The organism is Streptomyces sp. NPDC001678 (assembly GCF_042892945.1).
Taxonomy (GTDB): domain Bacteria; phylum Actinomycetota; class Actinomycetes; order Streptomycetales; family Streptomycetaceae; genus Streptomyces.
In genome coordinates, this window is record NZ_JBIAUP010000026.1 from 3910 (window position 1) to 28547 (window position 24638).

Sequence of the window (24638 nt, forward strand, 5' to 3'; positions counted from 1 at the left end):
CGCCGGTGCCGGTGCCGGTGCCGGTGCCGGTGCCGGTGCCGGTGCCGGTGCCGGTGCCGGTGCCGGTGCCGGTGCCGGTGCCGGTGCCGGTGCCGGTGCCGGTCATCGTGAGCGTGCACTGTTCCGTGTGGTGCTGGTGGCAGGTGCACCAGCGGTCATCGAGCCGCAGGGGCATCCCCCACTGCGGGGCGGTCAGCAGACGGACGAAGCGATCGTGGTCTCCGGGCGCTTCCCGCGGCTCGTGGATGTGGTCGACGATCCGTTGCTCGCCGGTGCCTGCAGGGTTCGTCCAAGAAGTGGTGGACAGCTGCACGCCGACGGCGCGCCACAATCCCACCCGGCGCAGGAGTCCGCTGGCCAGCCACGCCGTGCTCGCGGTCCATTCCGAGCGGGCCCTCAGCAGGGCTCCCGTGCTCTCGACGTACACGCGTTCCTCTTCGGTCCAGGAGGTCGGCGACAGCCGGTGGCACGAGACCCAGCCGGCTTCGCGGGCTTCCTCCTCGTGAACGATGAGCCGGTCACGCTGCGGTTGCACGTACTCGATGCCCCAGGGACGGATCGGGTCGTTCGACGGCCAGGCGAGCCGACGCAGCAGCCACCGCTCCAGCAACTCCTGCCAGGGCGAGGAGCGGGGGATCAGCGGCTCGCGTCGGCGGGTGTCTCCCGCGATACCGAGGGCTTTCTGGTCAGGGCGGCCGGTGTAGTGGGCGAGCAGTTTGGCGTCGCGGGTCAGGGCGGTCTTGGCCATGAGGGCTCCTTGGCCCTGCGAACTGTCCCGACTCCAGCGCGCGGGAGGATCCACAAGGCATCTGATGGGATCGTGCCGACGCAGGCAGTGCCCGCTTCTGCCCCGGCTTGCGCTCCTGGAGCCGGGGGAAGCGTCTGGGCACGGTCTCCGTGAGGACCGGCACCGATAGGTGCCCCTTGCCCGGCACCGCACTCGCTCCGACACGCCGGGCCGCCGCGGGCGGATCCCCCGGTCAGCGGCGGCTCTCCAGGGCTGCCCGGCCGACCCGCGCGTGCCGTGTTGATCACGTTCCGGAACCGTCGCCGGGGAGCGGCGCGTCCGGAGGAAGCAGATCAATCACCTCAAGAGATGGAATCCCATGACTTCACCGGACCTCGCTTCTTCCTCCGGGCCCGGTCACCCGCCAGCGCCCGGTGACCGGCCTGTCTCCCGTTCCAGGAGACGCTGGGGGTGGCTGGTTCCCCTCGTGGGAACCATGGTCGTCGTCGCGGCTGCTGCGGGTCTCGTCCGCTATGTGTTGGTGGATGCTCTGCTCGCGCCTCATGCGACGTCGTGCTCCGAAGTCATGGACTTCGCCGGAGCCCGCATGCCCCAGCAGGCCACCGGCAAGAAGTGCGTCGACGAAGGCGGATGGCTCGACCGCGTGTACTCGGCGGAATTCACGATGCCGCGCGAAGACCTCGTGGCCACGATCCAGGAGGCCTTCCCCCGGGTCAGGCATCACGTGACCGAATGCTCGGGCAACACCTGCTCCGTCGCCGGATGTGAGTGGGACACCTGCTTCAGCAACAGCCACGAGGACAGCAAGCCCTCCGGCAAGGCCGCGATCGTGCAGTTGGAGGTCCGCTACCAGCACGGCAACTCGGCGCGGGTCCAGCTGAAAGCATTCAACGTCTGACGGGCGTGCCGCCCCGGCCCGTACTCCGCCCGGAGAGCCACAGCCGTCGTGGAGGAATGCTTTGCGCAGGCTCAGGGCACTCGCCTGCTGGGCGTCGAAGAGGGCACCCGATTGCGGTGAACTCGGCCGCTGAAACTCATGTGCCGGGCCCGGGTCGCCGTAGTTCCCCCGGTGGCTGGTCCCTTCCAATGCCCTCGGCGAGGGCCTCGCGTAGCCGGTCGGTGTACGCGGACAGGTCGCGGATCAGGTCCGATTCCCAGAACCGGAGTACCGTCCACACCCCACCTCGGCGAGCTTGCGGTCCTGGTAGGCGTCGTTGGCCACGTTCCCGCGAGCCCGTGGGTCTTCGCGGTACTCCCGCAGCAGCCCGTGCCAGTTCGGCCATCACGTCATCAATGAGGCCGTACAGGATCCGCTTGGGCCGCGTTGGGGCCCTGGCGGTGAGCATGTCGTGGCGGGCTCGAGCGTGGATTGCTGATCGGACGGGGCCGTGTCCATCGTCTTCCATCAGCAGGCCTGCGAGCGGCGTGGCGGGTGTCCCTGAGAGACGCGGGGATCGAAGGAGCGGCCGAACTCGGCCCTGGCGTGCTCACGAGCGCCATGACGTCGTGCGGTCCCAGGCCGACGGCCACCTGCCGCCTGCCGCTCGGCGGGTTTCCATCGGAGGCGGCTGCGCCTCCCCATGACTCGAGACGGAGACTATAGGGCGCCACTGACTACGGCGGCCGCTGCTGTCACGCTGGGCCGAAGTCTTCCACGGAGCGCACCTCGTGGTTGAGCATGCTCCACGTCGATCTCTTCGTGCATCCCTTCACCGATCCTCTCCGGGATCTCGGTGGCGGAATTCCGATAGATCTGGGTCTTGTGTGCCACTGTGCAACGCTTCGAGTAGGAGAAGCTCGTCTTGGCGAAGCCAGGAGTCCAGCTCCAGGCGAACCAGCCCCTAAGGCCACGCCAGGGCTTGCTGTCGGACGACGCGGGGGCGGCGCTCACCAGGATCTGAGCAGGGGCGAGCAGTGGAGCCGCCCATCGGACGGTGGCAGTGCGCATCGGGGCCTCCGGGAGCCGGGCACCTGGAGAACGCAGGGGACGCGTTGGGGTGACGGCCGGAAGGCCCTGCAATCAGCTGATCACATTCGGCTGGAGGGCGATGAAGCGCTGGGCACCGACCATCAGCGTGGCTGCGTCGCCGAATCCGACCAAGAGCCCGGTGGCCCGGTGGGCGAGAGATGACGCACCCGTCAGATGGGTCACCTCGGGCAGCTGCACAAGCGACCAGCAGGAGCGCCGTCCGCCCCACCCCTGGGGCTGAGTCGGGTGTTGACGTGGGTGACGTGGGCGACGTGGTCCGCGAGCGCTTCCTACCGGCTCCGGGCGGGGTACGAGGGCGTACGGCCGCAGGAGCATCGCCCAGTGCTACCCCCGCAACTACCCCGCCCTTCTCGGACTCGCCGCAGCTCGAAGACCCAGAGCCGCCCGTTCGGGCCTTCACGGGGCTGGCGTGCCCTGCCCATGGCCACTGGAATGGCAGCGGCACCACCGCATCCTTGCCTGCGCCGAAGCCAGCGTCATGCTGCCAATAGCGCCCTGGCGTGCTCGTCGACGGTGATGACATCGGACGATGGCTGAAGCAGCAGAAGAAGCCCAGCACCCGCGCACAGTTGCCGCCCGAAAATGCAACAGCGGGCTCACACACCCGGGCGCGCAACCGCTGGAAACACCGGCCCCGTTCCGGCGGCCACGCCGTCCGGGCAAGGCCCGGCAGGCATTCCAGCACGGCCTCGCAACCCTCGTGCAAGGGGCTGCCAGAGGGATCCCACCAACCCGCGCCTCGAGGCCACAGCGAGGCAGTCACGACCGAGGGCCAGGAGAACGCCAATGATCCTCAGACCGGATGTACGGAGTATCGGACACCCTCTCGAGACTCGAGAGAGGACAAACCCCCGCCAGGAGCAGCCGGACGCACTACGGGAGCCGGGCACGCATCAGGTACGGGTCACGGCCGACCGGCCGACCGGTGAACCTGCCGGGCGCACCCGTGCGTGCCCAAGGCTCGGGGCTGTGACCGTACCCGCGCACGGCAGCCGCCCGGACGGACGCCACGCCGGGGGCTCGTGCCGCGTCCAGGTTCTCTCCTCGGCCAGGAGGGCTCTTCATCCAGGCCGGGATCCAGGGTCGATTGTCAGTGGTGGGTGAGACGGTAGGAGCATCAAGCCGGAAGCCGGAAAGAGGGGGACTTGTCATGTCCGGAAACCAGAACTACATCAATCACGTTGCCCTTGTGCTGGATGCCAGTTCGTCCATGTCGCACCTGAGCCGCAAGGTCGTCGACGTCGCCGACCAGCAGATCGCGTATCTCGCCCGCCGGTCGCGGGAGCTGGACCAGGAAACCCGTGTCACGGTGTACGTCTTCGCCGACAAGGTCGAGTGCGTCATTTACGACAAAGACGTGCTGCGGATGCCGTCGCTGAAGCAGCTGTACCGGGCCGGTGGGATGACGGCTCTGCTGGCGGCCGCACTGAAGTCACAGCGGGAGCTGGCGCAGACAGCTCAGTTGTACGGCGACCACAGCTTCCTGACATTCGTCCTCACCGACGGGCAGGAGAACGCCAGTCACCGCTGCCCGGACGCCCCTGCCGGGGATCCGCGTGAACTGGTCGAGGCCGTGGCCGAGATGATCGGGACGCAGGAGGACCACTGGACGCTGGCCGTCCTCGTGCCGGACCAGATGGGCAAGCGCGAGGCCATGCGGTTCGGTTTCCCGAAGGACAACATCGCCATCTGGGACGCCACGAGCACACAGGGCCTGGAGGAAGCCGGGCAGGTCATCCAGCAGGCCACCGAGAAATTCATGGTGGGCCGCACCCAGGGCATCCGGGGATCGCGGGCAGTGTTCTCCACAGGCGCGGAAGCCGTCAACAAGGACACCATCACGGCGGCCGGCCTCACCCCCGTGGATCCGTCGAAATACCAGCTGATCGCAGTGACTCGCGACGTGGCGATCCGGGACTGGGTCACCGAAAGCGGGCACACCTACCGCACCGGCGGCGCCTTCTACCAGCTGAGCAAGCCGGAAAAGATCCAGGCACGGAAGCAGATCGCGGTACTGGAGAAGAAGACGGACCAGGTGTACACCGGGCCCGAGGCCCGGGCCCTGCTCGGCCTCCCGGACGCAGAGGCCCGCGTCAAGCCGGACCACAACGACGACTTCACCATCTTCGTACAGAGCACCAGCGTCAACCGCAAACTCGTCACCAACACACGCCTGCTCCTCATGAACTGACGCCCCGCAAATCCCCTCCCGGGTCCCGGCGGCCCTCGCCGATCCCGCACCCCCGCCTGTGCAGCGCCCACCAACCAGACACGGCAGGGTTTACGGATGCGGCGGCGCGTTCCGTACGGTACGCGCCGCAGTGACAGCGGGCGTACGTACCGCACTATCGGTGGCGTCGGACATGGATACCGACCAGACAGCGGACAGAGCTGAAGGGGGCGCTGTGGGCCAGGGCCACGTCGGTGCCGCAAAAACAGCAGGGCTCCCGTGCGGGTTTTGACGTGGGAAAACGGTGCTGGGGTCGTCATGGCCGCGGCATCGCGGCGGGGGGATCCCTACACGACCGCCAGGTCATTCCAGGAGATGACGAGCCACAGGGCATCCGGTTCCGGGCAGGCAAAAGGGCCCGCCGCGGGTCGCAGTGGGCCCCGTGTGCGGAGCGCGGTGTGTCAAGAGATGTCTGCGCCGTTCGGGACCGAGTTCACCGCCTCGGCGGGCAGGTTCTGGATCCTGTTCCAGGCGAAGTAGTACTTGTCCATCGCCGCCGGGCTGGTGATCCAGCGTTTGACGCCGTTGCTGAACAGGTAGACCTCGGGCCAGCCCGATGCCTTGCCGAGGAACGCGCCGTCGCTGAGTGCGCTGCCCGCCGTGATGTCTCCGACGTCGAGGACCGATACGACGCCATTCCAGTCACGGAACAGGTTGTTGTAGGTGGCCGGGTTGGGTATCCAGTGACGCTTGCCGTCGAGGACCAGGTAGATGGCCGGGCTGTTGACGGCTTTGATGCGCAGGCCGTTCAGATCAGGTCTGTCTCTCTGCGGCTTCGCCGTCGAGCTGTGCGACGCCGCGTCCGGGGCCGTGGCCACGGACGCGGACGCGGACGCCGTCGCCACCCCTGCGGAGGACACGAGCACCAGGGCCAGGGCGGCAGCACACCATGAACGTTTCATCATTCTTCCTCCTGCGGATTCCGAAGGAGCACGGGCCTTTGGGGCGCGACAACCGTCGTGGCAGCCTGCCCGGCTGTCAAGGGACATCCCCTGCCGCCCCGCAGGCGGTCGGCGATTCTCCGCCAAGACCACTGCCACAGGCTTAGGCCCCAGTAGCACTCGACATCGTTGGCGCATTCACTCACAGGCTGGTCGGATACCGGCAAGCCGGAGGCACGGTGCGGGATAGCGGGGTGCTGGTGCACCAGGCGTCGGTGCGGGCCAGGCTCGACGCCCGTCCGGGCCCGTTCGCCTCCGTTTACCAACTACACGACGGATAGGCAGACAAGGTCTGCGTCTCGCGGGCAGTGCCACCGATGACGACCTTGGCGCGGTCGGCGTGCTTCGTGCTCTTCGGCCCATGCAGAGGATCTCCATGAGCGCGTCGACCGCGAGGAGGGTCTTCGGGTCGCCGCTGACGCGGGTCCTCTCCCAGTAGCGCGTCGGCTACCGCATCGTGGCGTTGGTCTCCTCCAGAAGGAGCAGCAGCCGCGCGCCGACAGCGTCGGGGATAGAGTCCATCCTGAGCTCGTTTATCCCGGCATGACAGCCACCCGGGTTAGGGTCGTCACCCTCCAGGACGAACGTCTTGGAGCGCACCCGCCCCAGGGGCGGGCGACGGCATACGAGCAGATGGCGACGTACAAGGTGAAGATGGCGGCTCAGCGGACTGTGGACCGGTCCGTGGCCCTGGTCCGGCGGCTCCCGGCGACGACGACGTATGTGACGCTGCTCCTGGCGACGGCGGCCTGGCTGGCAAGCCAGCCGCTGCGGGAGCAGGCCCGCTTCATCCGGCACAACAGCAGCAACGTCCACCACCTCGAGGTCGGCAAGTGGTGGACCCTCCTCACCAGTGGGCTCGTCGTGGACGGTGTGCCAGTGCCACTCGGCATCGCGGCAGTGACCGCGGCGCTCGGCATAGCCGAGTGGCGCTGGGGCACGCTGCGCGGCATGGGTACGTTCCTCTTCGGCCATGTCGTGGCGACCCTGCTGACGGAGGGCGTGATGTGGCTGATGCGGCTCGCCCATGTACCGGGAGCCCTCACCCGGGCCCGTGACGTGGGGATCAGCTACGGACTGGTCGCCACCACCGCCTGCCTGCTGGCCCTCTCCGGCCACCGCACCCGCCTCTACGGCCTCTCGGCACTCACCACCCTCCTCACCCTCGCCTGGGTGATCGACCACGAGCTGGCCGACGCCGGCCATCTGGTGGCCCTCGGACTGGGGATCGTGGCCTCGCGCAGCCGCTGGCTACGGGACCGGAAAGCGGCAGGCCAGGGCCGGGCCGTCTCGACGGGTACGACACCGTAGGGGCACATAGGGGCACATCCTCGCCCGTCGACCGGGAGCGTCTCCATCGCCGGGCTCGTGGCGTCCGGCCGTAGGGGGCATGACATCAAGCTCGCCGGGCTCATCCCCGGCGTCGTCGCAAGAAGATCAACAAGAAGACCAAGCAGGGCAACCAGTGGGCCATCGTCACCCTCGAAGATCGCGACGCGAACCTCGAGGTGCCGTTCTTTCCGCTGTCCACCAGCTCGGCGCCCTCGCCCTATCGGAGGGCAGAGTCTTCGCCGACGGGTGGACAGCGGGCTGCTGTCCAACGTTGCCGCATGAAACGCGACCGGGCACGGCAACAGCTGCGGCACACCCGACCTCGCCGTATTGAGCGACACCACCCGCGTCGCCGAGGACGTCCATCACGGGGGGCACTGATCCCCGACCGCAGAAGCCTCAGAACCTGCCGGATCGCTTGGGGAAGTAGTCCTCCAGCACGCCTTCGCGGTGGACGTCGAGCGTGGCGCAGTGCAGTCCGCCGCCGAAGGGAGCCACGTCCCAGAACGGCACCGGGACGACCTCGAAGCCCAGCCGGTCGAGCTGCTCCATCTGCGCGGTCTCGCTCGCTTCCACACAAACCGTCGCGGGGTCCAGCACCAGCACGTTCATCGACAGCCAACGGCTGCACGCGGACAGTGGCGGCGGGGTCTGCCGCCCAGGGGCGGCGGCCTCAACGACCTGCCAGTCGTTGATCTTGAGGTGGTACAGCAGCTCCTCCTCGGCTGGGCGTTCCCCGCAGTGCAGGACGAGGCCGGGGCGGAGCGGCACCCAGGTGGCGTCGATGTGCATGGGGTGCGCGTTCCCGAACGTCACCCCGTGCACGCGGTGCTCCGGCAGATGCTGCCGGAGCCAGCGGATCCCGGCCGCGTTGGTGGCAAGGGATTGCTGGACGAATAGGTCCTTGCCGCAGCGGGCGATGTCAGCAGCGTCGAAGAGCGGCTCGGTCTCGGTCAGCAACAGCTCCCCGGCCCTGGCCCGGGCGATCTGCTCCTCGAACGGCAAGGCGTCGTACACCTCCCAGAAGCCCGGCCGGTACGAGGCCTCGGTCAGCCGCGGCTTGGGGGCCGCCTCCCACCTCATGTCCGGGTCGGCGAGGAAGTAGCTCTCGATCAGCGGCCGGTGGGCCAGGAACTCGAACCAGCGGCTGCGGAACGACATGGTCGCCTCGAGCAGCTCGTTCCCGATCACCACCAGGACGTCACGCACCGGCATGGCACCGAACATGCTCTGCTGCGACCACTCAGGAGTGCCGACCGGCTGACCGAAGTCCAGCGGCCGGGGCCGGTCGACCCGGATGCCGCGCTCTTCGAGGACGCGCGCGAAGTTGTCCAGCTGCTCGTTGGCGGCCGCCGTCATCTCCTCGGGCAACGGCCCATGCGTTCCACGCGGAAACCCGTGTTCGGGCCAGTCCCGGACGACCGCCGGCTCGGGCGCCTGCACCATGGTGCCGTCCGCCCGGCCGACGACGACGTGCCTCAGCGGATCCCACTCGTTCCAGGAACCAACCTTCACCGGTCCTCCCCTGGGGTAGGTCGTGTACGGCCCGCCCTCCGAAAGCGGGAAAGGGCGAGGGGCCAGTCTGGCGACTCCCCGGCCGCAGCACGAGAGGGCGCGCCCGGGGCGCATGAGGTGACGAGGGAGTGTCCGGCGCACGAGCGCTGGGCAGCGAAGGCCGCGGAGGGCGCGATGGCGATGGAAGACGGCGCGCGCGCCCAGGAAAACCGGTGTGATGGCGGCGCACCACGAAGTCCGGGTCGTTGGCGCGGGCCCAGCGCAGGGCGGCGAGCGTGGTCTCCGACAGGTGGTCCTGCTGCGCCTTGTGCAGTCCGACCACGGCGTCATCCGGGTCGAGGCTGCCGGATCGGGGGCTGCCGGATCGGCGGTCGGCGGTCGGCGGTCGGCGGCAGCTTGGAGGCTGTGGATATCCCGGACATGCGCGAGATCTTGTCCCCCAGCGGCGCACGGTCCGTACGAGATTCCGTGCGCGGATGCGGGCCTTGCACGGGCCTCGGAGCAGAATGGCCTCCCATGCCAGGGGGAACAGACAATACCGACTTCGCACAGTTGCTCGCCCGCGCCGGGCTGGAAGCAGCAGAGGAGGCGAAGCCCGTCGATGCCGTCCCGAGGCCCTCGGCCGCCTGGCGGACCGTCATCGCGGCGGACGCTCGCCCCACCGTCGCCGTCCGGCGGGACAGCCCCAGCCTGATCGCGGAGCTCAACGCCCAGTGGCATCGGCTCGCGACCGAGCGGGGCGTCATCGGCGCCGACGGCGCGTTCCTGGTCGACGTCGCGGGGAGTCGGCGAGGGCCCGCCGCCCGCGGCTGGGCCCGCGTGCGGCTCGCCGCGCGGTGGGACCTGGCCGGAGTGCTGGGCGAACGTCCCGGGCAGCCGGAGTTCGTCACGCTCTCGGCCGACGGGGACACCCTGCTGGGGGTGACGACCGAGGAGTACGAGGTCTGGCTCGTCGCCGTGGACGGGCTCGGCCGGCGGCGCCTGGCAGCCGCGGAGGCCGCGGCCCGGGAGACTCCGCAGGAACGGGACGCGGCCTGGGCGTCGCTCTTCCGCGGCCCCGGCCCCGTGAAGCGCCTTGCGGAGCTGTGGGCGCTGGGGCTTTCCCGCAACCCGGCGGCCGCCGAGGACGTTCTGCTGGGCCTGCTCGGCCACTCGCACCACCTGCCCTGGCGCCGGGAACTGCCGCCGGCGGTCGTGGACGCCGGGCTCGCGCACCCGCAGTGGCGGGTGCGCGGCCTGTTCGCGGAGGCCCGGCCCACCGTCACACCCGAGCAGTGGGCGCGCCTCATCCTCGCCGAACAGGACCCCAGGCAGCGCTGGATCCTCGCGACACTCGCGGTGGACCGCCGTGAAGAGCTCACCGGCCCCGCCTACGAGCGGCTCGCCGCGGACCCCGCCGCGCGGACCCGCGCGGAAGCCGCCCGCCTCAGGGGCCTGCCCACCCACCTGCGGGCGGCCCTGGCCACAGACCCCGAGCCCGCCGTACGGGCATCGGCCTGCCGGCCGGCCTGGCCGTACCTCAACGCCCCCGCCCGGCAGAGGCTGCTGAACGACACGGACCCCGAGGTCCGCACCGCAGCCCTGCTGAGGCACCATGAAGAACACCCGCTGTCCCGAAACGCCTTCGAAAGCGAAGAGCTCCCAGGCCTCGGTGCCGAGGCGCTGCGGCGCTGCCGCCTCGACCGGTACCTTGCCGAGACTCTGGCCCGCCGGGGCCACGCGGACGAGCGCCGTATGCTCGCGGGCAACCCGCATCTGGACCCGGACCTCACCGCCCTGCTCGCCCGCGATCCCGACGACGACGTCCGGTACCGCGTGTCCCTACGGCCCGACCTCACCGAAGCGCAGCGGGCGGACATCCGCATCGAATTCGACCCACGTGCCCGGTTCCACGCCCTCGACTGGGTGGTGGCGCTTCACCACGATCCCGAGGCCATGCGGCGCCTGGCGGCCTCCTCCCACCCGCTCGTGCGCAGAAGCGTGGCCCGCGCCGAGCGGCTCCCCGAGGACGTCGTGACGCTGCTCGCCCGGGACGAGGACCGCGTCGTCCAGCTCTTCCTCGCCGAATCCTGCGACGACGCCCCCGCCGACATGCTGCTGCGCGTGTGGCGCTGGTGGACCGGCAGCCTCAGCCATCCCGACCGGCCCCACAGCCACTCCAACTTCCCCCGTCACGGGCTCCTCCGGTATGCCGACGACCCGGATCCGCGCATGCGCCGGCTGGCGCTCGACGACCCCGCGTCGAGCGCTGAGCTCGTGGAGCGGTTCAGCCGTGACGGGAACGAGGAGGTGCGGCTGCGGGCGACGGAGGATCCGCGCCTGACCGCGGCTTCGGCGGTGTGGCTCCTCGACGACCCGTGCGAGCCCGTACGCCGGGCGGCGACGCTGCACCCCCGCCTGCCCGCGCGCGTCCTGTGCCGGCTTCTGCGCGACGGCGAGGCCGCCGAGACCGCGGCGGCCAATCCGTCGCTGCCGGCCAGGGTCATGCGGCAAATGGTGCGGTGCCTCGCTGGGTGAAGCACCGCATTCGCGTGGTCGCCACATTCGCGTGGTCGGGCCGCGAAACGCTGTTGAGTGCGCGCGGCTGCATATCGTACGGTCCTGGCCATGCTGCCGCCGGTCGAGACAGACGAACAGTGGGATGCGGTCGTGCCGGACGAGTCGGCGATGCGGCCCGCGGTGGAGGATCTCTGCGGGCGCCTCGGTCTGGCCGGCGTGCCGCTCGTCCGGTTCCCGGAAGGGACGCAGCCGGTCTACGCGGTGGGTGACGAGCACGTCCTCAAGCTGTTCCCCGGAGCCGCCGCCCGGGGCGGCGTCGCCGAAGGGCGGGTGCTGTCGCACGTGGAAGGGCGGTTGCCCGTCGCGACGCCGCGGGTGCGCGCCTGCGGCCCGTACGAGAACGGCTGGCGGTACGTCCTGATGTCCCGGCTGCCCGGCGCGAGCCTGGCCCACTGCTGGGACCGCATACCGCCAGCCGATCGCGAACGGCTCGTCGCCGGGATCGGCGAGGCGCTCGCCGTGCTCCACTCCCTCGATCCCGGCCCCTTGGAGGACGTGCTCGGCCCCGGGGACTGGGGCACCTTCCTGGACCGCCGGCGCGAACGCGCCGTGGAACAGCAGCGCGCACACGGGCTGCCGGCGGCCTGGCTGGAGCAGATCCCGGAGTTCCTGGACTCGGTCCCGCTGCCACGGGCCCCGCACCGTTCCCTGCTGCACACCGAGGTCATGCGCCAGCACGTCCTCGTCGATCCGGACGGCTGGCGACTGACCGGCCTCTTCGACTTCGAACCGGCCATGATCGGTGACCGGGCCTACGACTTCGTCGCCGTCGGCCTGTTCGTCACCCCGGGCGAACCCGCGCTACTGGCCCGGCTCGCCACGGCGTACGGCCGCGCGTTCGCCCCGGACGAACTGCTCGCCTACACCTTGCTGCACGTGTACAGCAATCTCCCCCGGTATCTGCGGGAACTGCCCGTGCCCGTCGAAGGGACGCTGCCCGCCTTGGCCGAGGCCTGGTTCGGCACGGGCCAGAGGGCGCTCGCGATGCCGCCGGGCCGGATGCCGCGCGCTCGGTGACCGTGACCAGGGTTAGGATCATTCACCGATCCACAGGGGGAAAACTTGCGCAAGATCATCACGGGTGCGGCTCTGGTCCTGACCACGGCCCTGCTGACGGGATGCGGCAGCGACGACAGCCCGGCGGCGACCGCGCCCGCCGACAAACCCGCTACGTCCGCACAGCCGAAGGCCAAGGCAGGCGACGGAGGCGGCGAGGTCAAGCACGAGGTCACCCTCGAAGTCCTCGGCACCGGCACCACGTCGGTCTACTACAACCTCGACACCAACAAGATGGAACAGGTCCAGCTGCCCTGGAAGAAGACCTCGACCATCACCTTGACGACGGACGCCGAGAAGAAGGTCGGCCTCGGGGTGTCTGTCGTCCCCGGCTCCGTCACCGGCTCCGACGGCATGCTGCATGCGGCGCCCTGCGTCATCACCGTCGACGGCAAGAAGGTGGCGGACAACCAAGATGGCAAGTCCGACAAGATGTGCGAGTACAAGGTGAAGTAAGGGCTCCAGGGGAACCGATTCCCTGGATCTCCACGACGTCCCCCTCACTCCTCACTCCTCACTCCGGACAAGCGAGGGGGACGCTGTCCCAGGCGCTGTCCCAGGCGTCCCGGTCGCCGTGCTCCTGCCCTCGCGCCCTCCTGCCCCGGCCCGGCACCGGGCCGCCGTGCACCAGCCGACCGATACGCACCGGAGGCACGACGGTTCCTGGGCCGCCGCCGGAACCGTCTGCGAGGCCGTCGCGCTGCGCCCCGCACGCGCCCGGCCCTGCTCCGCCTGGCCGGCCCTGTCCCCTTGTGCCCTGTGGGCTACCGGGTCGACGCGGGTGATCACCGCCCCTTGCCGGAACGACAGGTCATTCTGGCTCTCCCACGCCGACCGAGGGCGTGCCGGGGCATTCCTCCAGCTCCACAAGCAGTGCCGGGTTGACGATGCGCACGATCGTCTCGATGTCCCGCCGGTCGGCCGCCGGCCACAGGGCGGCGCGCGCGGCGTGGTACTTCGTGGCGAGGCGTTCCCGCTTGTCCGCCGGCAGTTGTGCGGCACGGTCCGGGTGGGAGTTGTGCGCGTTGTCGGCGATCTTCACGAGAGTGGCCTGCGGGTCGGCGGTGATCCGGCGGACCTTCTCTTCATACGGCATGCCCGCCTGGTTTGTCACTGCCTGGACGATCTCCACGACCCGGGCAGGGACACCGGTTTCCAGCAGCTGCTCGGCGGTCCAGTCGGTGTCTTCCAGGATGTCGTGGAGCAGGCCTGCCATGACGAGCTCGTCGCCGAAGGGGGCGAGGCCGGCGGCCACCGCGTGGACGTGCTCGATGTAGGGCACGCCGACCTTGTCGACCTGCCCGGCGTGCGCGCGGCCGGCAAGGACGGCGACCTCGCTAACGGACTTCATACGTCGTTTCTCCTTCATCGGGTCAGCCCCCAGATCGAGCGCAGGCCGCGACCACGTGCTGCGGACGGCTTGACGCGTTGGTGAACACCCTGCCGTACGCCAGGGTGGAATGGGTGGGATGCCGACCAGGACTATGGCACAGCCGCTCGTGCCGCCCGGCCGAAGGGGCGACCCGTCCAAGGCCCACGGCGAAAGCCGAGGGCAACGGCCGGACCGCTCGGCAGCTTGGATCGCTTCGTGCAACAGCGTTTGTGGCTTGTCCTGGCGTCAACGTCCAGCCGAGGCCGCACAGAGCGCCACGGGCGCTGAGGCAGCCGACTTGGCCTCCGTCAGCCGGGGCATCGGGTCGTGACAGGGCGGTCACAGGACTCCGGGATCACTTGACCTTGCCTGGGAGTGAAGGGTGACAGTGTCTCCCATCGGGGTCTCCCATCGGGCGCAGGAGCGGCACCGGGTGCTCGCTGGTCGGACCAGGTCGAAGAGGGGGTCCGTATGACTATGCCTTGCGTCATTCTCGATATCGGCGGCATTCTGGAGATCACGCCGGAGACGGGGTGGACGCAGCAGTGGGAAGAGCGGCTGGAGCTGCCGCCAGGCGCTGTGAATGAGCGAATGCGCGACGTATGGCGGGCCGGCAGCGTCGGGAGCGTCAGCGAGGCAGAGGTGCACAAGCAGGTGGCAGCTCGCTTGGGTCTCGACACACCCCAGGTCGAGGCCTTCATGGCCGATCTGTGGGCGGAGTATCTGGGGGCGCCGAACGAGGAGCTCATCGCTTATGTGCGAGGGCTGCGAGGAAGATGCAGGCTGGGCATTCTGAGCAACAGCTTCGTCGGTGCGCGGGAGCGGGAAGCGGTGCTTTACCACTTCGACGAACTGGTGGAGCAGGTCGTCTACTCACACGAGATCGGCGTCGAGAAACCAGACCTGCGCGCCTTCGAAGCTGCTTTCGCCGGCTTGGGGGTGTGCCCGGATAGCTGTCTCTTTATCGATGATGTCGCAATCAACGTTGAGGCTGCCAGGGTGGCGGGCATGCAAGCGCATCTGTTTGAGGACAACGCTCGGGCAATCACGCGCGTCACGGCCCACCTCGGCGCCGGTCCCGTGTCTCCAAGGGGTGCCCTGCTCGGATGACTGGGGCCAGGTGGCCGGCCGATCGACTGTCACTCCCCCACCAGCCGTGAACGCTCTCCAGGTCCACGTGGACGCCTCGCGCCCATCCGTATTCCGGCCGAGCTTCCCATCACTACAGGCGTCGCTGCTACGTTCGCGGGCGCTCCAAACCACTGCTGCGAAGGGAGCGCGCCGCCGTCCAGTCGGCATCCACATCGTCTTCTGAGCCAGGACACCGCTCGTTCTGCGGCCGACCGACGGCCCTGCGGACCAAAACCCCGTTGAATATGAGCCGATTTACGCATGTATGCTTGCGCGAGTTCATGAAAGGCGGGAGGCGCAGACAGTGAAGCTTGCTGAGGCACTGGCAGAACGTGCGGAGGCGACGCGCCGTGTGGAGCAGCTGCGGGCGCGCGTCATCAGTAACGCGCGGTACCAGGAAGGCGAGACGCCCGCCGAGAACGCAGCCCAGCTTCTGGCCGAGGCCGACGAGGTGCTGAGCACTCTGCAAGACCTGATCCGGCGGATCAACCGGACCAACGCCACAGTGACGATGGGGCCGGACGGCACTCTCACCGACGCACTCGCGCGCCGTGATGTCCTGCGACTGCGCCACTCGCTGATCGTTGCGGCGGCGGACGCGGCAGCCGGTACGGGCGACCGTGGATATGGCCGGCAACTGCGGTCCGAGCTGATGGTGCTCTCCGCGCTTCCGGTCGCGGAACTGCGTGGTCAGGCTGATGTGCTCGCGCGGGAGATCCGCGAGATCGACATGCGCATCCAGCGCACGAACTGGGAAGTCGACCTGCTGGACTGAAGTATCCGCGAGGCCGGAGATGTGGAGCAGGTAGCCGTTCCGGGGGCGTGCACAACCGAGGGTCGGCGGTTTTCCGGCCCACTTGTGGTGCGTGATGAGCAACGCCGGGGTTCGACTCCCCACCGACAGTGCAGCTCAGCATCGCGTACAGGTAATGGTGCACAACGCACAGCACATCACCACGTGCAGACCCGGAATCGGCGAGGGCGGGTTCGGGGCTTTCCACATCTCCCTGGTCATCTGTCGGTTGCTCTGGCCAAGAGCGACCGGCCGCAGCAACATGCTCCGTCACCGAGCGTCGCAGCAGGGATTTCTGGGTTACGCCGTTTTACGCCGCTGATGTCCGGAAGATCACGCACTTGCCCTCAACCGCACTTGAGGTCCTACGGTCTCCGCATGGCCTGCCCGGCGTGCAGGCTCACGACCGAAGCACCGGGAGGCGACACCCTATGACGGCCCAGCAGCTCTCCGACGTCGAACTTGCCGGACAGCCCGCCGCGTACTGGACCGGTGTCGCCTACGAGGCGCTCATCGCGTACACCCGGGCCCGGCAGGCCGCGAAGGGCTATACCCAGCCCCAGTTCTGGCTGCTGCGCAATCTGTCGGAGAACGACATCTCACCCGACGGCGAGGGGATGACGCTGCCCGAGCTGCGGGATGCCATGGCCTCCTACATCCGGCCCGAGGACGATCTCGCGGCGGAGGCGGAGGCGCTCCTGGAGCGCGGCTGGCTGACCCGGGACCCCGAGGACCGGCTGTGGCTCACCGAGGAGGGGGAACAGGCCCGCGTCGACCTCGCGCGCAACGCCCCCGCGATCCGCGCCGCCCTCCACCAGGGCATCGACGACGCGGACTACGTCACCACGGTGAAAGTGCTCCAGCGGCTGATCCGCAACGCGGGCGGGACTGTCGGCTGACAGGCAAAAGGGACGGGCGAGGTATCCGGCCCCTGGTCAGTTCGTGGCAGGTCAGGCTGTACGGCCCTGGTCCGCGGCCCGGACGGCTCTCTGCGGCACTTCGGGGCCACCTGCCGAATTCCGGCTTCGACACCTCGGCCTTCGCGGACGAGTCACGCCGGGGTGGCCGCCTGGGCTCTGCTGGTGCGGTGCTCGCTGCGGAGAGAGCGGCAACGGCGCAGGCGAGCGGTCCTTTCAGTTCCAGACTCATCGCCGCTGCCGTTTTCACGTAGTCCTCGAAGGTGCGGGGTGCGCGGCCGAGGACGTCCCCCGTCTCCGTCGTGGCCACCCTGTCGTCGGCGTCGAGGCCGCGCACGGACAGCTGGACGCTGCGACGCGCTCGGGCCTTCCTGGCCTCGTCCACGAACGCGGCCAGGTCAGGCAGCCCGAGCGTTTCGGTGCGCACCAGGTATACCGCTTCCGCTCCCGACAGGGCCGGCTTCCAGGTGGAGTGGCGGGTCCACTCGAAGGGGACGGTGCCGGAACGGGACGCGGAACGGACGCTGTGCCCCGACGCCTTGAGGCGCGGGACAACAAGGCTGCCGGTCTTGCCGCTCGCGCCGATTACGAGGATTTCTGTCATGCCACCCCACGGCAACGCCCGGATCGTCCAGGAACGGGCGCATCTCCAGCCACTCGTGGATCGGCTTGCCGTCCGCCCCGGGGGCGGCCGGCAGCTCCCCGGCCGACTCGACGGCGCGCGTCAAGCCCAGGGCCAACGTGGACGACCGCGACGGTGACCGTGGCCTCGGTGAACTCGGACATCCACCGCGTGTCGGCGGGGGCCGCGAACGGCGCAGTTACTCGCCGATTACAGCTCAACTCTAGAATCTTGCAGGCCCCTAGGAGCGAATCCGCGTGCGTACGGCCCGCCCGCCCCGTTTCCGAACCCTATGGAGAGCCCCCCGATGGAGAACCAATGAGCGCTGCCCCTCCAGTCCCCACTACGGACCGGGCGCAGTTGGTCGAGGTGGCCGCAGCCGACCTACCACGTCTTGTCTCTCTGTTCGACACCGACTACCCCAACCTGGCCTTCGTCCACGCGGTCATCGACGGAGCCATCCCGGGCAGGGCCTGGGCACATTTTCAGAATGGCGCTCCTGTGGCCTGTCTGGTCGCCACCACCGCGCCGTTCTGTCTTGCCGCCGGGGCCATGAGCCCCGCCTTCTTCGCCGAGGCCAAGGCGCTGCTCGCCGGGCACGGTGACGTACAGCTCGTCCACCCGCCGGACCATGGCGCCGATGTCTGGGCCAAGCAGGCCGGCTTCAGCGCGGGGCGGCGGCTCCACTTCACCCACACCGATTTCGGATTCGTCGCTCCTTCGCCGGCCGTTCCCGACGGCTACGCGCTGGCGCGGATTGACACGGATACCTTTTCCGGCCTCGATTCCCCGATGGCGCGGAGTATTTTCGGTACGGATGGCGCCCAGTACACCGAACATGCGGTCGGCTTCGCCCTGGTCAAGGACGGCCGGGTGGCGGCGGACGCACACGGTGTCATCGGCGGCGGGCTGATCGAGATCGGTATTCACACCCATCCCGACCACCGCCGCAAGGGCCTGGCGTTCGTGGTACTCGCCGCGGTCAGCCGCTGGGGCAGCGGACAGGGCCTGCGCTCCGTCATGACGTGTCACACGGACAAGAGGCCGAGCATCGCGCTGGCCCGGAAGCTCGGTCTGACCGAGGAATTTTCCTACCCGATAGCGAAAGCCACATGCTGAAACCCCCGTTAACCGAGTTGCCCGAGTTATCCGAGGTGATTTCTCCCGTCTCGGTACGGCGCGTGCGCGAACTCATCGACCCGCACATTCGCCGTACGCCGTTGCTGCGGGCGAAGGCACCGAGCCCGGTGGACATTCACCTGAAGTGCGAGAACCTTCAGGTCACCAATTCGTTCAAGGCCCGAGGTGCGCTCAGCGCGCTGCACGCGTACCGGCGGTTCCGTCCGGAGACATGGGACCGTATCGTCCGCGACGGCGTCGTGACGGGCAGCTCGGGCAATTTCGCGCAGGGCCTGGCGCACGTGACGTCGGAGCTGGATCTGGCGTACACGGTGGTGGTGCCGGATTCGATTCCGGAGGCGAAGCGGTCGCAGATCCTGGCGCACAACCCCAGGACGCGGATCGTTCGGGTACCGTACCCGATCTGGCGCCGCACCATGGTTTCCTCCTCCTTCCCCGATCTGCCGGGTTTCTTCCTTTCCTCGGAGAGTGATCCGTACGTCTCGCTGGGCATCGCCACGATCGGGATGGAGATCCAGGACGATCTGCCGGACGTGGACGCGGTGCTGGTGCCGTACGGCGGTGGGAACCTCGCCTACAGCCTGGCGACCTATTTGAAGGTCCCCGTCTACGCCGTGGAGATCAGCACCGGAGCCCCACTGTCCGCGTCGCTGCGCGCGGGCCGCCCCACGGATGTGACGTACGAGCGTTCGTTCGTGGACGGCATCGGCGCGAGTTTCGTGATTCCAGCTCAGTTCGAGCGGCTGAAGGACAAGTTGGCCGGGGTTTTCACGGTGACTCCGCAGGAGATCGCGGAGGCTCTGTCGTCGCTGGCGTTCGCCGACAAGATCGTCTGTGAAGGCGCAGGAGCCGCGGCGTACGCAGCCGCGCTGAAGCACTCCTCCTCATACGGCTGGCGCAACCCCGTAGCCGTCGTCAGCGGCGGCGTCATCGATCCCGACGTCCTGCTGCACACCCTGACCACCATCGGTCAGCCGCTCACCACACCCATTTCTTAGCTTTGAGCCTTATTAGAGGAGCAATGTCACTATGAGCGAAACCCTGCCCGTCATCGAACCGGTAAGCCCCGCCATCGGGGCCCGGGTCACGGGTCTCGATTTGTCGCAGGAGGTTTCGGACGAGGCGTGGAAGACGGTCCAGGACGCCTTCCACCAGTACAACGTGCTGGTCTTTCCGGGACAGGACATCTCGGTCGAGCAGCAGAAGACGTTCACCGCGCGCTTCGGGCCGCTGCTGACGCACAGCCACTTGCTGCCGATGACCATCGAGGGCCACCCCGAGGTGATGGTCCTCCACAACAACGAGCAGAAGCCGCCGGGGCTGAACGACTGGCACACCGACAACAGCGGCTGGCCCGAGCCCCCGCTCGGCACCGCCCTCTACGCCAAGGTCACGCCCAAGGTCGGCGGGGACACCCTCTACGGCAACATGTACCTGGCGTACGAGACGCTGTCGGCGCCCATGCAGGAGCTGCTGCTCCAGCTGACCGCGACGCACGACGTACGCAAGGCGTTCGGCCCGGACTATGGCAACCTTCAGAAGTCGCTGCGCAAGAAGGGCATCGACCCGGACCAGCAGTTCGCGGGCCAGGACCCCGTGGAGCACCCGCTGATCCGTACGCACCCCGAGACGGGGCGCCGGGCGCTGTACATCTCCAACCCGTACGTGACGCGGATCAACGGCGTGACCGAATCCGAGAGCCGGGCGCTGCTGGACTTCCTCCGCCGCCACATCGAGACCAACGAGCTGATCTACCGGCACCGTTGGACCCAGGGCGACCTGGTGATCTGGGACAACCGCTGCACCCAGCACCTCGCGGTCGCGGACTACTTCCCGCACGAGCGCCTGATGCACCGCATCAACATCGCGGGAGAGAAGCCCTTTCTGAAGCTCTGACCCTATCTGCCCACCACCCGCCATGTCGCACTCCAGCCACGAGCAGTGGTGCGGCATGGCCCGGGCCGGCAACCCGGGCCGGCCTCCTGCCTCGCAACGCCGTCCGCTCGCTTGGCCTGCCCGGGTGTCAGTTCCCGTGGCGCAGCTCCCGCTTCAGGACGGCGCGGAAGCCGCGCGCGGGGCGCCCGGTGACGCGCTGGACGGAGTCGGTGACGCGGTTCTCCGCCCCTTCGGCGATGGCCTGGTCCATGCCGGCCAGCATCGCGGCGAACTCTTCGGGCATCAGCGCAGTGAGCCGGTCGCGCAGTTCCTCGTAGGACAGCGGATGGTGGATCACGGGCCGGCCGGTGACCTCTGTGACGACCGTGGCGATGTCGTCGTAGCCGAGGACCTCTGGTCCGGTGAGAACGAGGTCGGTGTTGGGGGCGCGTACGTCGGTCAGGGCATGGACGGCCACGGCGGCGATGTCCTCGGCGTCGACGAACCCGATCCGGCCGGTCCCGGTGGCGGTCAGGATGATGCCGTCGGTCCGGATGCTCTGGGCATGCATGTGGCTGCCGGTGAAGTTCTGCATGAACCAGGACGGCCGCAGCACCGCCCACTCGTCGAAGATGCCCGGCAGCGCCTGGTGCACCAGCCCCACGGCCGGGCCGCCCTCCGGGATGGAGGAGGCGCTCAGGAGCACCGCGCGTCGCACGCCGACGGCGCGGGCTCGGCGCAGGAAGGGCAGGACGACGGCCGCGGGGTCGGGATCGCCCACGGGTGGGACCACGTAGACGCGATCGACGCCGTCGAGGGCGGTGGCATGGGTGCCGGGGTCGTACCAGTCGAAGCGGACCGGCTCGGCCCCGGCCACCGGTGCGGCCTTGCGGCCGGCCGCCTTGACCATGTGACCGGCCGCCGTCAGTTGCACGGCGACGCGGCTGCCGGTGGTTCCGGTGGCACCGATGACCAGCGTGGTGCCGGTGGCGGGAGAAGTGTCGGTGGGTGAAGAAGTGTCGGTGGGTGAAGAAGTGTCGGTGGGTGAAGAAGTGCCGACGGCGGAAGAGGCGCGGGCAGTGGTCATCAGCGGCTGCTCCCGGCGAAGTCGACGCCCGGTTCGGGGACGGCGAGGGGGTTCCAGTAGTCGCGGTAGGAGGTGAAACGTCCGTCCTCGACGGTGACGACCGCGATGTACGTCATATCGAAGGGTTGGCCGGTCCGCACCAGCCGGCCGACTCCGCGCATCTCGGCCACGACGGTCCGCGGGTCGAGGGTCTGGTGGATCCGCAGGTCGGCCTCGGGGAAGTCGTGCAGGTCGATGTGGTCGGGGTAGGGGCGCATGTAGTCGGCGATCGCCTCCCGCCCCTCCAGCCGCGACGGCCGGCCCGGGGGTGCGAACGGGAACTCCATCACTCCGTCCTCGGCCCACAGGCCGAGCCAGCCGGGGATGTCCTTGGCGAGCAGGAGCCGCAGGCCGTGGCGGTACAGCTCCGCCGGAGAGATCGGTACGGGCATCGGTACGGGTAGGGACATGGGTATCCTCCGTCTCAAAGAATGCGGACCTTGGGTCCGGTTCGACGATACGGACCTGGGGTCCGTTTTTCAATTGGAGGAACCGCGTGCCCGATCCCGAGCGCAGGACCCGCAAGGACGCCGCCCGTAACCGGCAGGCCGTCCTGGAAGCCGCCGACGCCCTCTTCGCCCGCTCCGAGAGCCCCGAAGACCTCACGATGGCCGACATCGCGGCGGCGGCCGGCGTCGGCAAGGGCACCCTCTTCCGCGCCTTCGGCGACCGCGCCGGCCTGCTGCGCGCGCTCTACGAGGCCCGGCTCGAACCGGTCCGGGAGGCTGTGGAATCCGGCCCGTCACCCCTCGGGCCCACCACCCCGCCGCAGGAGCGCGTACCCGCCCTCCTCGACGCCGTCCTGTGCTTCAAACTCGACAACCGCCGCCTGGCGCTGGCCCTGGAGGAGAGCGGAAGCAGCAGCCTGTACCAGGCGGAGCACTACGCACGCTGGCACGACCTGCTCCGGTCCGTGCTGGAACAGGTCCCGGGCCTGACCGACCCCGACTTCACCGCCCACGCCCTGCTCGCCGCCACCCGGGCCGACCTCGTCGAGCGCCTGACCGGCCAGGAAGGCGTACCGCGCGAGCGGCTACGGGCTCAGCTGGCGAGCTACGCGGGGAGGGTCGTGGCGTCTCACCCGGCCTCCTCCGCCGGCCAGGACTGACCGGTCTCAGCCGAGTACGGCGACGGCCCGGAGGCGGTGGCCTCGATCGGCACGCCCGGACCTGCCCCCTGCGGGCCTGGATCAACCACTGGCCCGGTCTGCCCGGAGCAGGGTGTGCAGCTCGGCGGTGTCGATGATGTGGGCCCGTGACGGGAGAACCCGGTGGAGCAGGAGGTTGTGGACTTCGATGTCCGGGTCGGCGACGCCGTCGGACAGGACGTAGAGCTGGTAGTCGCGGTCGGCCGCGTCGACGACGGTGGACAGGACGGCGCCGCCGGTACTGATGCCGGAGACGACCAGAGTGGTGATGCCGCGCTCGCGCAGTTGCTGGTCGAGGTCGGTGGCGGACATGCCGCCGTAGCGGGTCTTGCGCACGACGACGTCGCCGCCCTGGGGAGCCAGGCGCTCGTGGATGGCGGTGGCAGGGTCCTCGTGGTGCATGACACGGTGTTGGGCCAGTGGGGCGAAGGACTTGTTGACGGCCGGGGTCGCGTCCCAGTCGGCCTCGGTGAAGCCGGCGCGTACGTAGGCGATGGTGCCACCCTGGGCGCGAACGTCGGCGATGGCCTCTTCCACGCGAGCGAGCAGGGCTTCGCGGTCCCCGCCTTCGGGCAGCGCTGCCAGGATCGCGGGCTGGCAGTCCGTGACGAGAAGAGCGGTGTGCGCGGGGTCGAGTGCGGGTGCGGTGCTCACGCGAGCGTCCTCCTTGCTGGTGATGTGCCTGGCCGACGCCGTCGTGCGCCGGTGGTTCGACTGTGGCGTGCGGGTTGCAGGCTTCGGGTTTCAGGCTTCGGGCCTCGGGCCTCGGGCCTCGGCCATGAGTTGCGGTGCGTCATACGTGGCCACGGGGCAGGTCCGGCTCGTGCCGCGTCGTCTGGTCGCGTCGGGGAAGCAGGAGCGGGGTGGCCAGGATGAGCAGCCCCGCGGCTGTGAGAGCGGTGCGTGGGCTGGTGACGTCGGCGAGCAGTCCGCCGAGCGCGGTGAAGACGGCGATGGACGCCTGCTGGCCGACCGACCAGGCCGACAGGGTGCGGGCGACGAGGTGCTTGGGGGTGCGTTCGAGCCGGTAGGTGGCGAGCACCGGGGTGTACAGGCTCATGTTGATGATGATCGCCAGCTCGACGGCCATCACGGTGACGAGGCCGACGACGCCGGGACGGACGAAGGCCAGGCCGATCAGCCAGACGGCGCGCAAGGTGCCGACGGTCCGGAAGACCCGGTCCCGGCCGTAACGGGCCACGACCCGCTGGGCCAGCCGGGAACCGATGAGTCCGCCGAGGCAGGGGGCGGCGAAGGCGAGGCCGTACTGCCAGGGAGGGAACCCCAGCCGGCGGAGGAGGAGCACGGCCAGCAGCGGCTCGGTGGCCATGATCAGACCGGAGACAAGCATGTTGTTGAGGTAGAGCCTCCGCAAACCGGGCTCGCTCATGATGTGTCTCCAGCCGTCGAGCACCGTGCCCGTCCGGACCGGGTTCTTGCCGGTCGGTCGCGGTGCTTCTTCCCGGCCGCCGATCGCGGTGATGCCCAGCGCGGAGAGCAGATAGCTGAGCGCGTCGGCCACCACGGTGGTGACCGGCCCGAACAGCCCGATCGCCGCCCCGCCCAGCGGTGGCCCGACCGCGATGGAGCTCCAGTTCGTGGACTCGAACCGCGCATTGGCCACGAGCAGGTCCTCCGGCCGGACGAGGGCCTTGAGGTAGGCGCCGCCGGCCGCGCCGAACGCGATCTTGGCCGCGGCGACCACGATCGAGACCACGAGCAGCTGGACGAAGCCGAGCCGGCCGAAGGCGTAGGCGACCGGGATCGTCGCCATGGCCGCGAACCGGGTGAGGTCCGTCGCGATCATGACCGGGCGCTTGCGCCGGAACTCCACCCACGGCGCGAGTGGCACCGCGATCAGCGCACCCACCGCGGGCCCCACCGCGGACAGCGCGGACACCTCCGTGGGACCGGCGTGCAGCACCAGTACGGCGATCAGCGGCAACGCCCCGAACCCCAGCCCGGACCCGTACGCGCTCACCGCGTACGCCGCCCACAGCCAGCCGAACTGCCGGCCCAGCCGTCTCCTGCCCACCATGCTCGGCGCGCTCCCCTCGATGTCCCGATCGAATCGATGTCCCGATCGAACAAACCGGCGTTGACCGAGGAGAGCTAATCGGGCGGCACAGAAGCAGGTCAAACAA

Annotated in this window: 21 protein-coding genes and 1 pseudogene; 13 read left to right on the forward strand and 9 right to left on the reverse strand. The window is 69.3% G+C overall.

Annotated features, from left to right (window positions below; translation table 11 throughout):
* A pseudogene (locus ACFYZR_RS31920) lies at positions 1–748 on the reverse strand (hypothetical protein); the annotation flags it as partial.
* Between the two features lie 475 nt (positions 749–1223).
* Between ACFYZR_RS31920 and ACFYZR_RS31925 the strand changes: the two are divergent.
* Entirely contained in the window at positions 1224–1646 is a 423-nt protein-coding gene (locus tag ACFYZR_RS31925; RefSeq protein WP_391916918.1) for a hypothetical protein, read from the forward strand.
* A 1122-nt stretch (positions 1647–2768) separates the two neighbouring features.
* On the opposite strand, the gene ACFYZR_RS31930 is transcribed toward ACFYZR_RS31925, so the two are convergent.
* Positions 2769–2915, reverse strand: a complete 147-nt coding sequence (locus ACFYZR_RS31930; protein ID WP_391916920.1) for a hypothetical protein — start codon at positions 2913–2915, stop codon at positions 2769–2771.
* A 973-nt stretch (positions 2916–3888) separates the two neighbouring features.
* Between ACFYZR_RS31930 and ACFYZR_RS31935 the strand changes: the two genes are divergently transcribed.
* Positions 3889–4929 carry a vWA domain-containing protein gene (locus ACFYZR_RS31935; protein WP_391916922.1) on the forward strand — a complete coding sequence of 347 codons (1041 nt, stop codon included), beginning with the start codon at positions 3889–3891 and terminating at the stop codon, positions 4927–4929.
* Positions 4930–5369: 440 nt separating this feature from the next.
* Here the strand turns inward: ACFYZR_RS31935 and ACFYZR_RS31940 are convergent, their stop codons facing one another.
* Entirely contained in the window at positions 5370–5873 is a 504-nt protein-coding gene (locus tag ACFYZR_RS31940) for a hypothetical protein (protein ID WP_391916924.1), read from the reverse strand.
* A 690-nt stretch (positions 5874–6563) separates the two neighbouring features.
* Between ACFYZR_RS31940 and ACFYZR_RS31945 the strand changes: the two genes are divergently transcribed.
* On the forward strand, positions 6564–7220 hold the full coding sequence (locus tag ACFYZR_RS31945; RefSeq protein ID WP_391916927.1) for a rhomboid-like protein: 657 nt from the start codon (positions 6564–6566) through the stop codon (positions 7218–7220).
* A 420-nt stretch (positions 7221–7640) separates the two neighbouring features.
* On the opposite strand, the gene ACFYZR_RS31950 is transcribed toward ACFYZR_RS31945, so the two are convergent.
* Positions 7641–8756 carry a serine/threonine protein kinase gene (locus ACFYZR_RS31950; RefSeq protein WP_391916929.1) on the reverse strand — a complete coding sequence of 372 codons (1116 nt, stop codon included), beginning with the start codon at positions 8754–8756 and terminating at the stop codon, positions 7641–7643.
* Between the two features lie 516 nt (positions 8757–9272).
* Here ACFYZR_RS31950 and ACFYZR_RS31955 point away from each other — a divergent pair.
* From ACFYZR_RS31955 to ACFYZR_RS31965, 3 genes are all read left to right on the forward strand, one after another.
* Entirely contained in the window at positions 9273–11273 is a 2001-nt protein-coding gene (locus ACFYZR_RS31955) for a PE-PGRS family protein (protein ID WP_391916931.1), read from the forward strand.
* A gap of 90 nt (positions 11274–11363) precedes the next feature.
* Positions 11364–12332, forward strand: a complete 969-nt coding sequence (locus ACFYZR_RS31960) for a phosphotransferase family protein (protein WP_391916933.1) — start codon at positions 11364–11366, stop codon at positions 12330–12332.
* Positions 12333–12377: 45 nt separating this feature from the next.
* On the forward strand, positions 12378–12827 hold the full coding sequence (locus ACFYZR_RS31965) for a hypothetical protein (RefSeq protein WP_391916935.1): 450 nt from the start codon (positions 12378–12380) through the stop codon (positions 12825–12827).
* 355 nt (positions 12828–13182) lie between these two features.
* On the opposite strand, the gene ACFYZR_RS31970 is transcribed toward ACFYZR_RS31965, so the two are convergent.
* The gene (locus tag ACFYZR_RS31970; protein ID WP_391916938.1) at positions 13183–13722 is read right to left on the reverse strand and encodes an HD domain-containing protein; all 540 of its coding nucleotides are present in this window, start codon (positions 13720–13722) and stop codon (positions 13183–13185) included.
* Between the two features lie 492 nt (positions 13723–14214).
* On the opposite strand from ACFYZR_RS31970, the gene ACFYZR_RS31975 reads away from it, so the two are divergent.
* From ACFYZR_RS31975 to ACFYZR_RS32000, 6 genes are all read left to right on the forward strand, one after another.
* The gene (locus tag ACFYZR_RS31975; protein WP_391916940.1) at positions 14215–14853 is read left to right on the forward strand and encodes an HAD family hydrolase; all 639 of its coding nucleotides are present in this window, start codon (positions 14215–14217) and stop codon (positions 14851–14853) included.
* A gap of 325 nt (positions 14854–15178) precedes the next feature.
* A complete protein-coding gene (locus ACFYZR_RS31980; protein WP_391916943.1) occupies positions 15179–15649 on the forward strand; it encodes a DIP1984 family protein in 471 nt (156 codons plus the stop codon).
* A gap of 449 nt (positions 15650–16098) precedes the next feature.
* Positions 16099–16566: a MarR family transcriptional regulator gene (locus tag ACFYZR_RS31985; protein ID WP_391916945.1), complete on the forward strand. Its 468-nt coding sequence runs from the start codon at positions 16099–16101 to the stop codon at positions 16564–16566.
* A gap of 958 nt (positions 16567–17524) precedes the next feature.
* Positions 17525–18325 carry a GNAT family N-acetyltransferase gene (locus ACFYZR_RS31990; RefSeq protein ID WP_391916947.1) on the forward strand — a complete coding sequence of 267 codons (801 nt, stop codon included), beginning with the start codon at positions 17525–17527 and terminating at the stop codon, positions 18323–18325.
* Positions 18319–19344: a threonine/serine dehydratase gene (locus ACFYZR_RS31995; protein WP_391916950.1), complete on the forward strand. Its 1026-nt coding sequence runs from the start codon at positions 18319–18321 to the stop codon at positions 19342–19344. Before ACFYZR_RS31990 ends, ACFYZR_RS31995 begins: the two co-directional genes overlap by 7 nt.
* A 31-nt stretch (positions 19345–19375) precedes the next feature.
* A complete protein-coding gene (locus ACFYZR_RS32000) occupies positions 19376–20242 on the forward strand; it encodes a TauD/TfdA dioxygenase family protein (protein ID WP_391916953.1) in 867 nt (288 codons plus the stop codon).
* Between the two features lie 127 nt (positions 20243–20369).
* Here the strand turns inward: ACFYZR_RS32000 and ACFYZR_RS32005 are convergent, their stop codons facing one another.
* Both ACFYZR_RS32005 and ACFYZR_RS32010 read right to left on the reverse strand, forming a co-directional pair.
* On the reverse strand, positions 20370–21308 hold the full coding sequence (locus ACFYZR_RS32005; protein WP_391916955.1) for an NAD(P)H-binding protein: 939 nt from the start codon (positions 21306–21308) through the stop codon (positions 20370–20372).
* Entirely contained in the window at positions 21308–21739 is a 432-nt protein-coding gene (locus ACFYZR_RS32010) for a nuclear transport factor 2 family protein (protein ID WP_391916997.1), read from the reverse strand. The genes ACFYZR_RS32005 and ACFYZR_RS32010 overlap by 1 nt, the downstream gene beginning before the upstream one ends.
* A 104-nt stretch (positions 21740–21843) precedes the next feature.
* On the opposite strand from ACFYZR_RS32010, the gene ACFYZR_RS32015 reads away from it, so the two are divergent.
* Positions 21844–22455 (forward strand): TetR/AcrR family transcriptional regulator, encoded by a 612-nt coding sequence (locus ACFYZR_RS32015; protein ID WP_391916957.1) that lies wholly within the window; start codon positions 21844–21846, stop codon positions 22453–22455.
* Positions 22456–22536: 81 nt separating this feature from the next.
* Here the strand turns inward: ACFYZR_RS32015 and ACFYZR_RS32020 are convergent, their stop codons facing one another.
* Positions 22537–23148, reverse strand: a complete 612-nt coding sequence (locus ACFYZR_RS32020; RefSeq protein ID WP_391916959.1) for a cysteine hydrolase — start codon at positions 23146–23148, stop codon at positions 22537–22539.
* 139 nt (positions 23149–23287) lie between these two features.
* Entirely contained in the window at positions 23288–24532 is a 1245-nt protein-coding gene (locus ACFYZR_RS32025) for an MFS transporter (protein ID WP_391916961.1), read from the reverse strand.
* Positions 24533–24638 lie beyond the last annotated feature (106 nt).

Bases quoted from the DNA above. Each gene is read 5' to 3' on its own strand.
- ACFYZR_RS32010 (WP_391916997.1), bottom strand. From the start codon at position 21,739: ATGCCCGTACCGATCTCTCCGGCGGAGCTGTACCGCCACGGCCTGCGG.
- ACFYZR_RS31940 (WP_391916924.1), bottom strand. From the start codon at position 5,873: ATGATGAAACGTTCATGGTGTGCTGCCGCCCTGGCCCTGGTGCTCGTG.
- ACFYZR_RS31985 (WP_391916945.1), top strand. From the start codon at position 16,099: ATGACGGCCCAGCAGCTCTCCGACGTCGAACTTGCCGGACAGCCCGCC.
- ACFYZR_RS31925 (WP_391916918.1), top strand. From the start codon at position 1,224: ATGGTCGTCGTCGCGGCTGCTGCGGGTCTCGTCCGCTATGTGTTGGTG.
- ACFYZR_RS32000 (WP_391916953.1), top strand. From the start codon at position 19,376: ATGAGCGAAACCCTGCCCGTCATCGAACCGGTAAGCCCCGCCATCGGG.
- ACFYZR_RS31935 (WP_391916922.1), top strand. From the start codon at position 3,889: ATGTCCGGAAACCAGAACTACATCAATCACGTTGCCCTTGTGCTGGAT.
- ACFYZR_RS31970 (WP_391916938.1), bottom strand. From the start codon at position 13,722: ATGAAGTCCGTTAGCGAGGTCGCCGTCCTTGCCGGCCGCGCGCACGCC.
- ACFYZR_RS31945 (WP_391916927.1), top strand. From the start codon at position 6,564: ATGGCGGCTCAGCGGACTGTGGACCGGTCCGTGGCCCTGGTCCGGCGG.
- ACFYZR_RS31955 (WP_391916931.1), top strand. From the start codon at position 9,273: ATGCCAGGGGGAACAGACAATACCGACTTCGCACAGTTGCTCGCCCGC.
- ACFYZR_RS31990 (WP_391916947.1), top strand. From the start codon at position 17,525: ATGAGCGCTGCCCCTCCAGTCCCCACTACGGACCGGGCGCAGTTGGTC.
- ACFYZR_RS32005 (WP_391916955.1), bottom strand. From the start codon at position 21,308: ATGACCACTGCCCGCGCCTCTTCCGCCGTCGGCACTTCTTCACCCACC.
- ACFYZR_RS32025 (WP_391916961.1), bottom strand. From the start codon at position 24,532: ATGGTGGGCAGGAGACGGCTGGGCCGGCAGTTCGGCTGGCTGTGGGCG.
- ACFYZR_RS31995 (WP_391916950.1), top strand. From the start codon at position 18,319: ATGCTGAAACCCCCGTTAACCGAGTTGCCCGAGTTATCCGAGGTGATT.
- ACFYZR_RS31975 (WP_391916940.1), top strand. From the start codon at position 14,215: ATGACTATGCCTTGCGTCATTCTCGATATCGGCGGCATTCTGGAGATC.
- ACFYZR_RS31960 (WP_391916933.1), top strand. From the start codon at position 11,364: ATGCTGCCGCCGGTCGAGACAGACGAACAGTGGGATGCGGTCGTGCCG.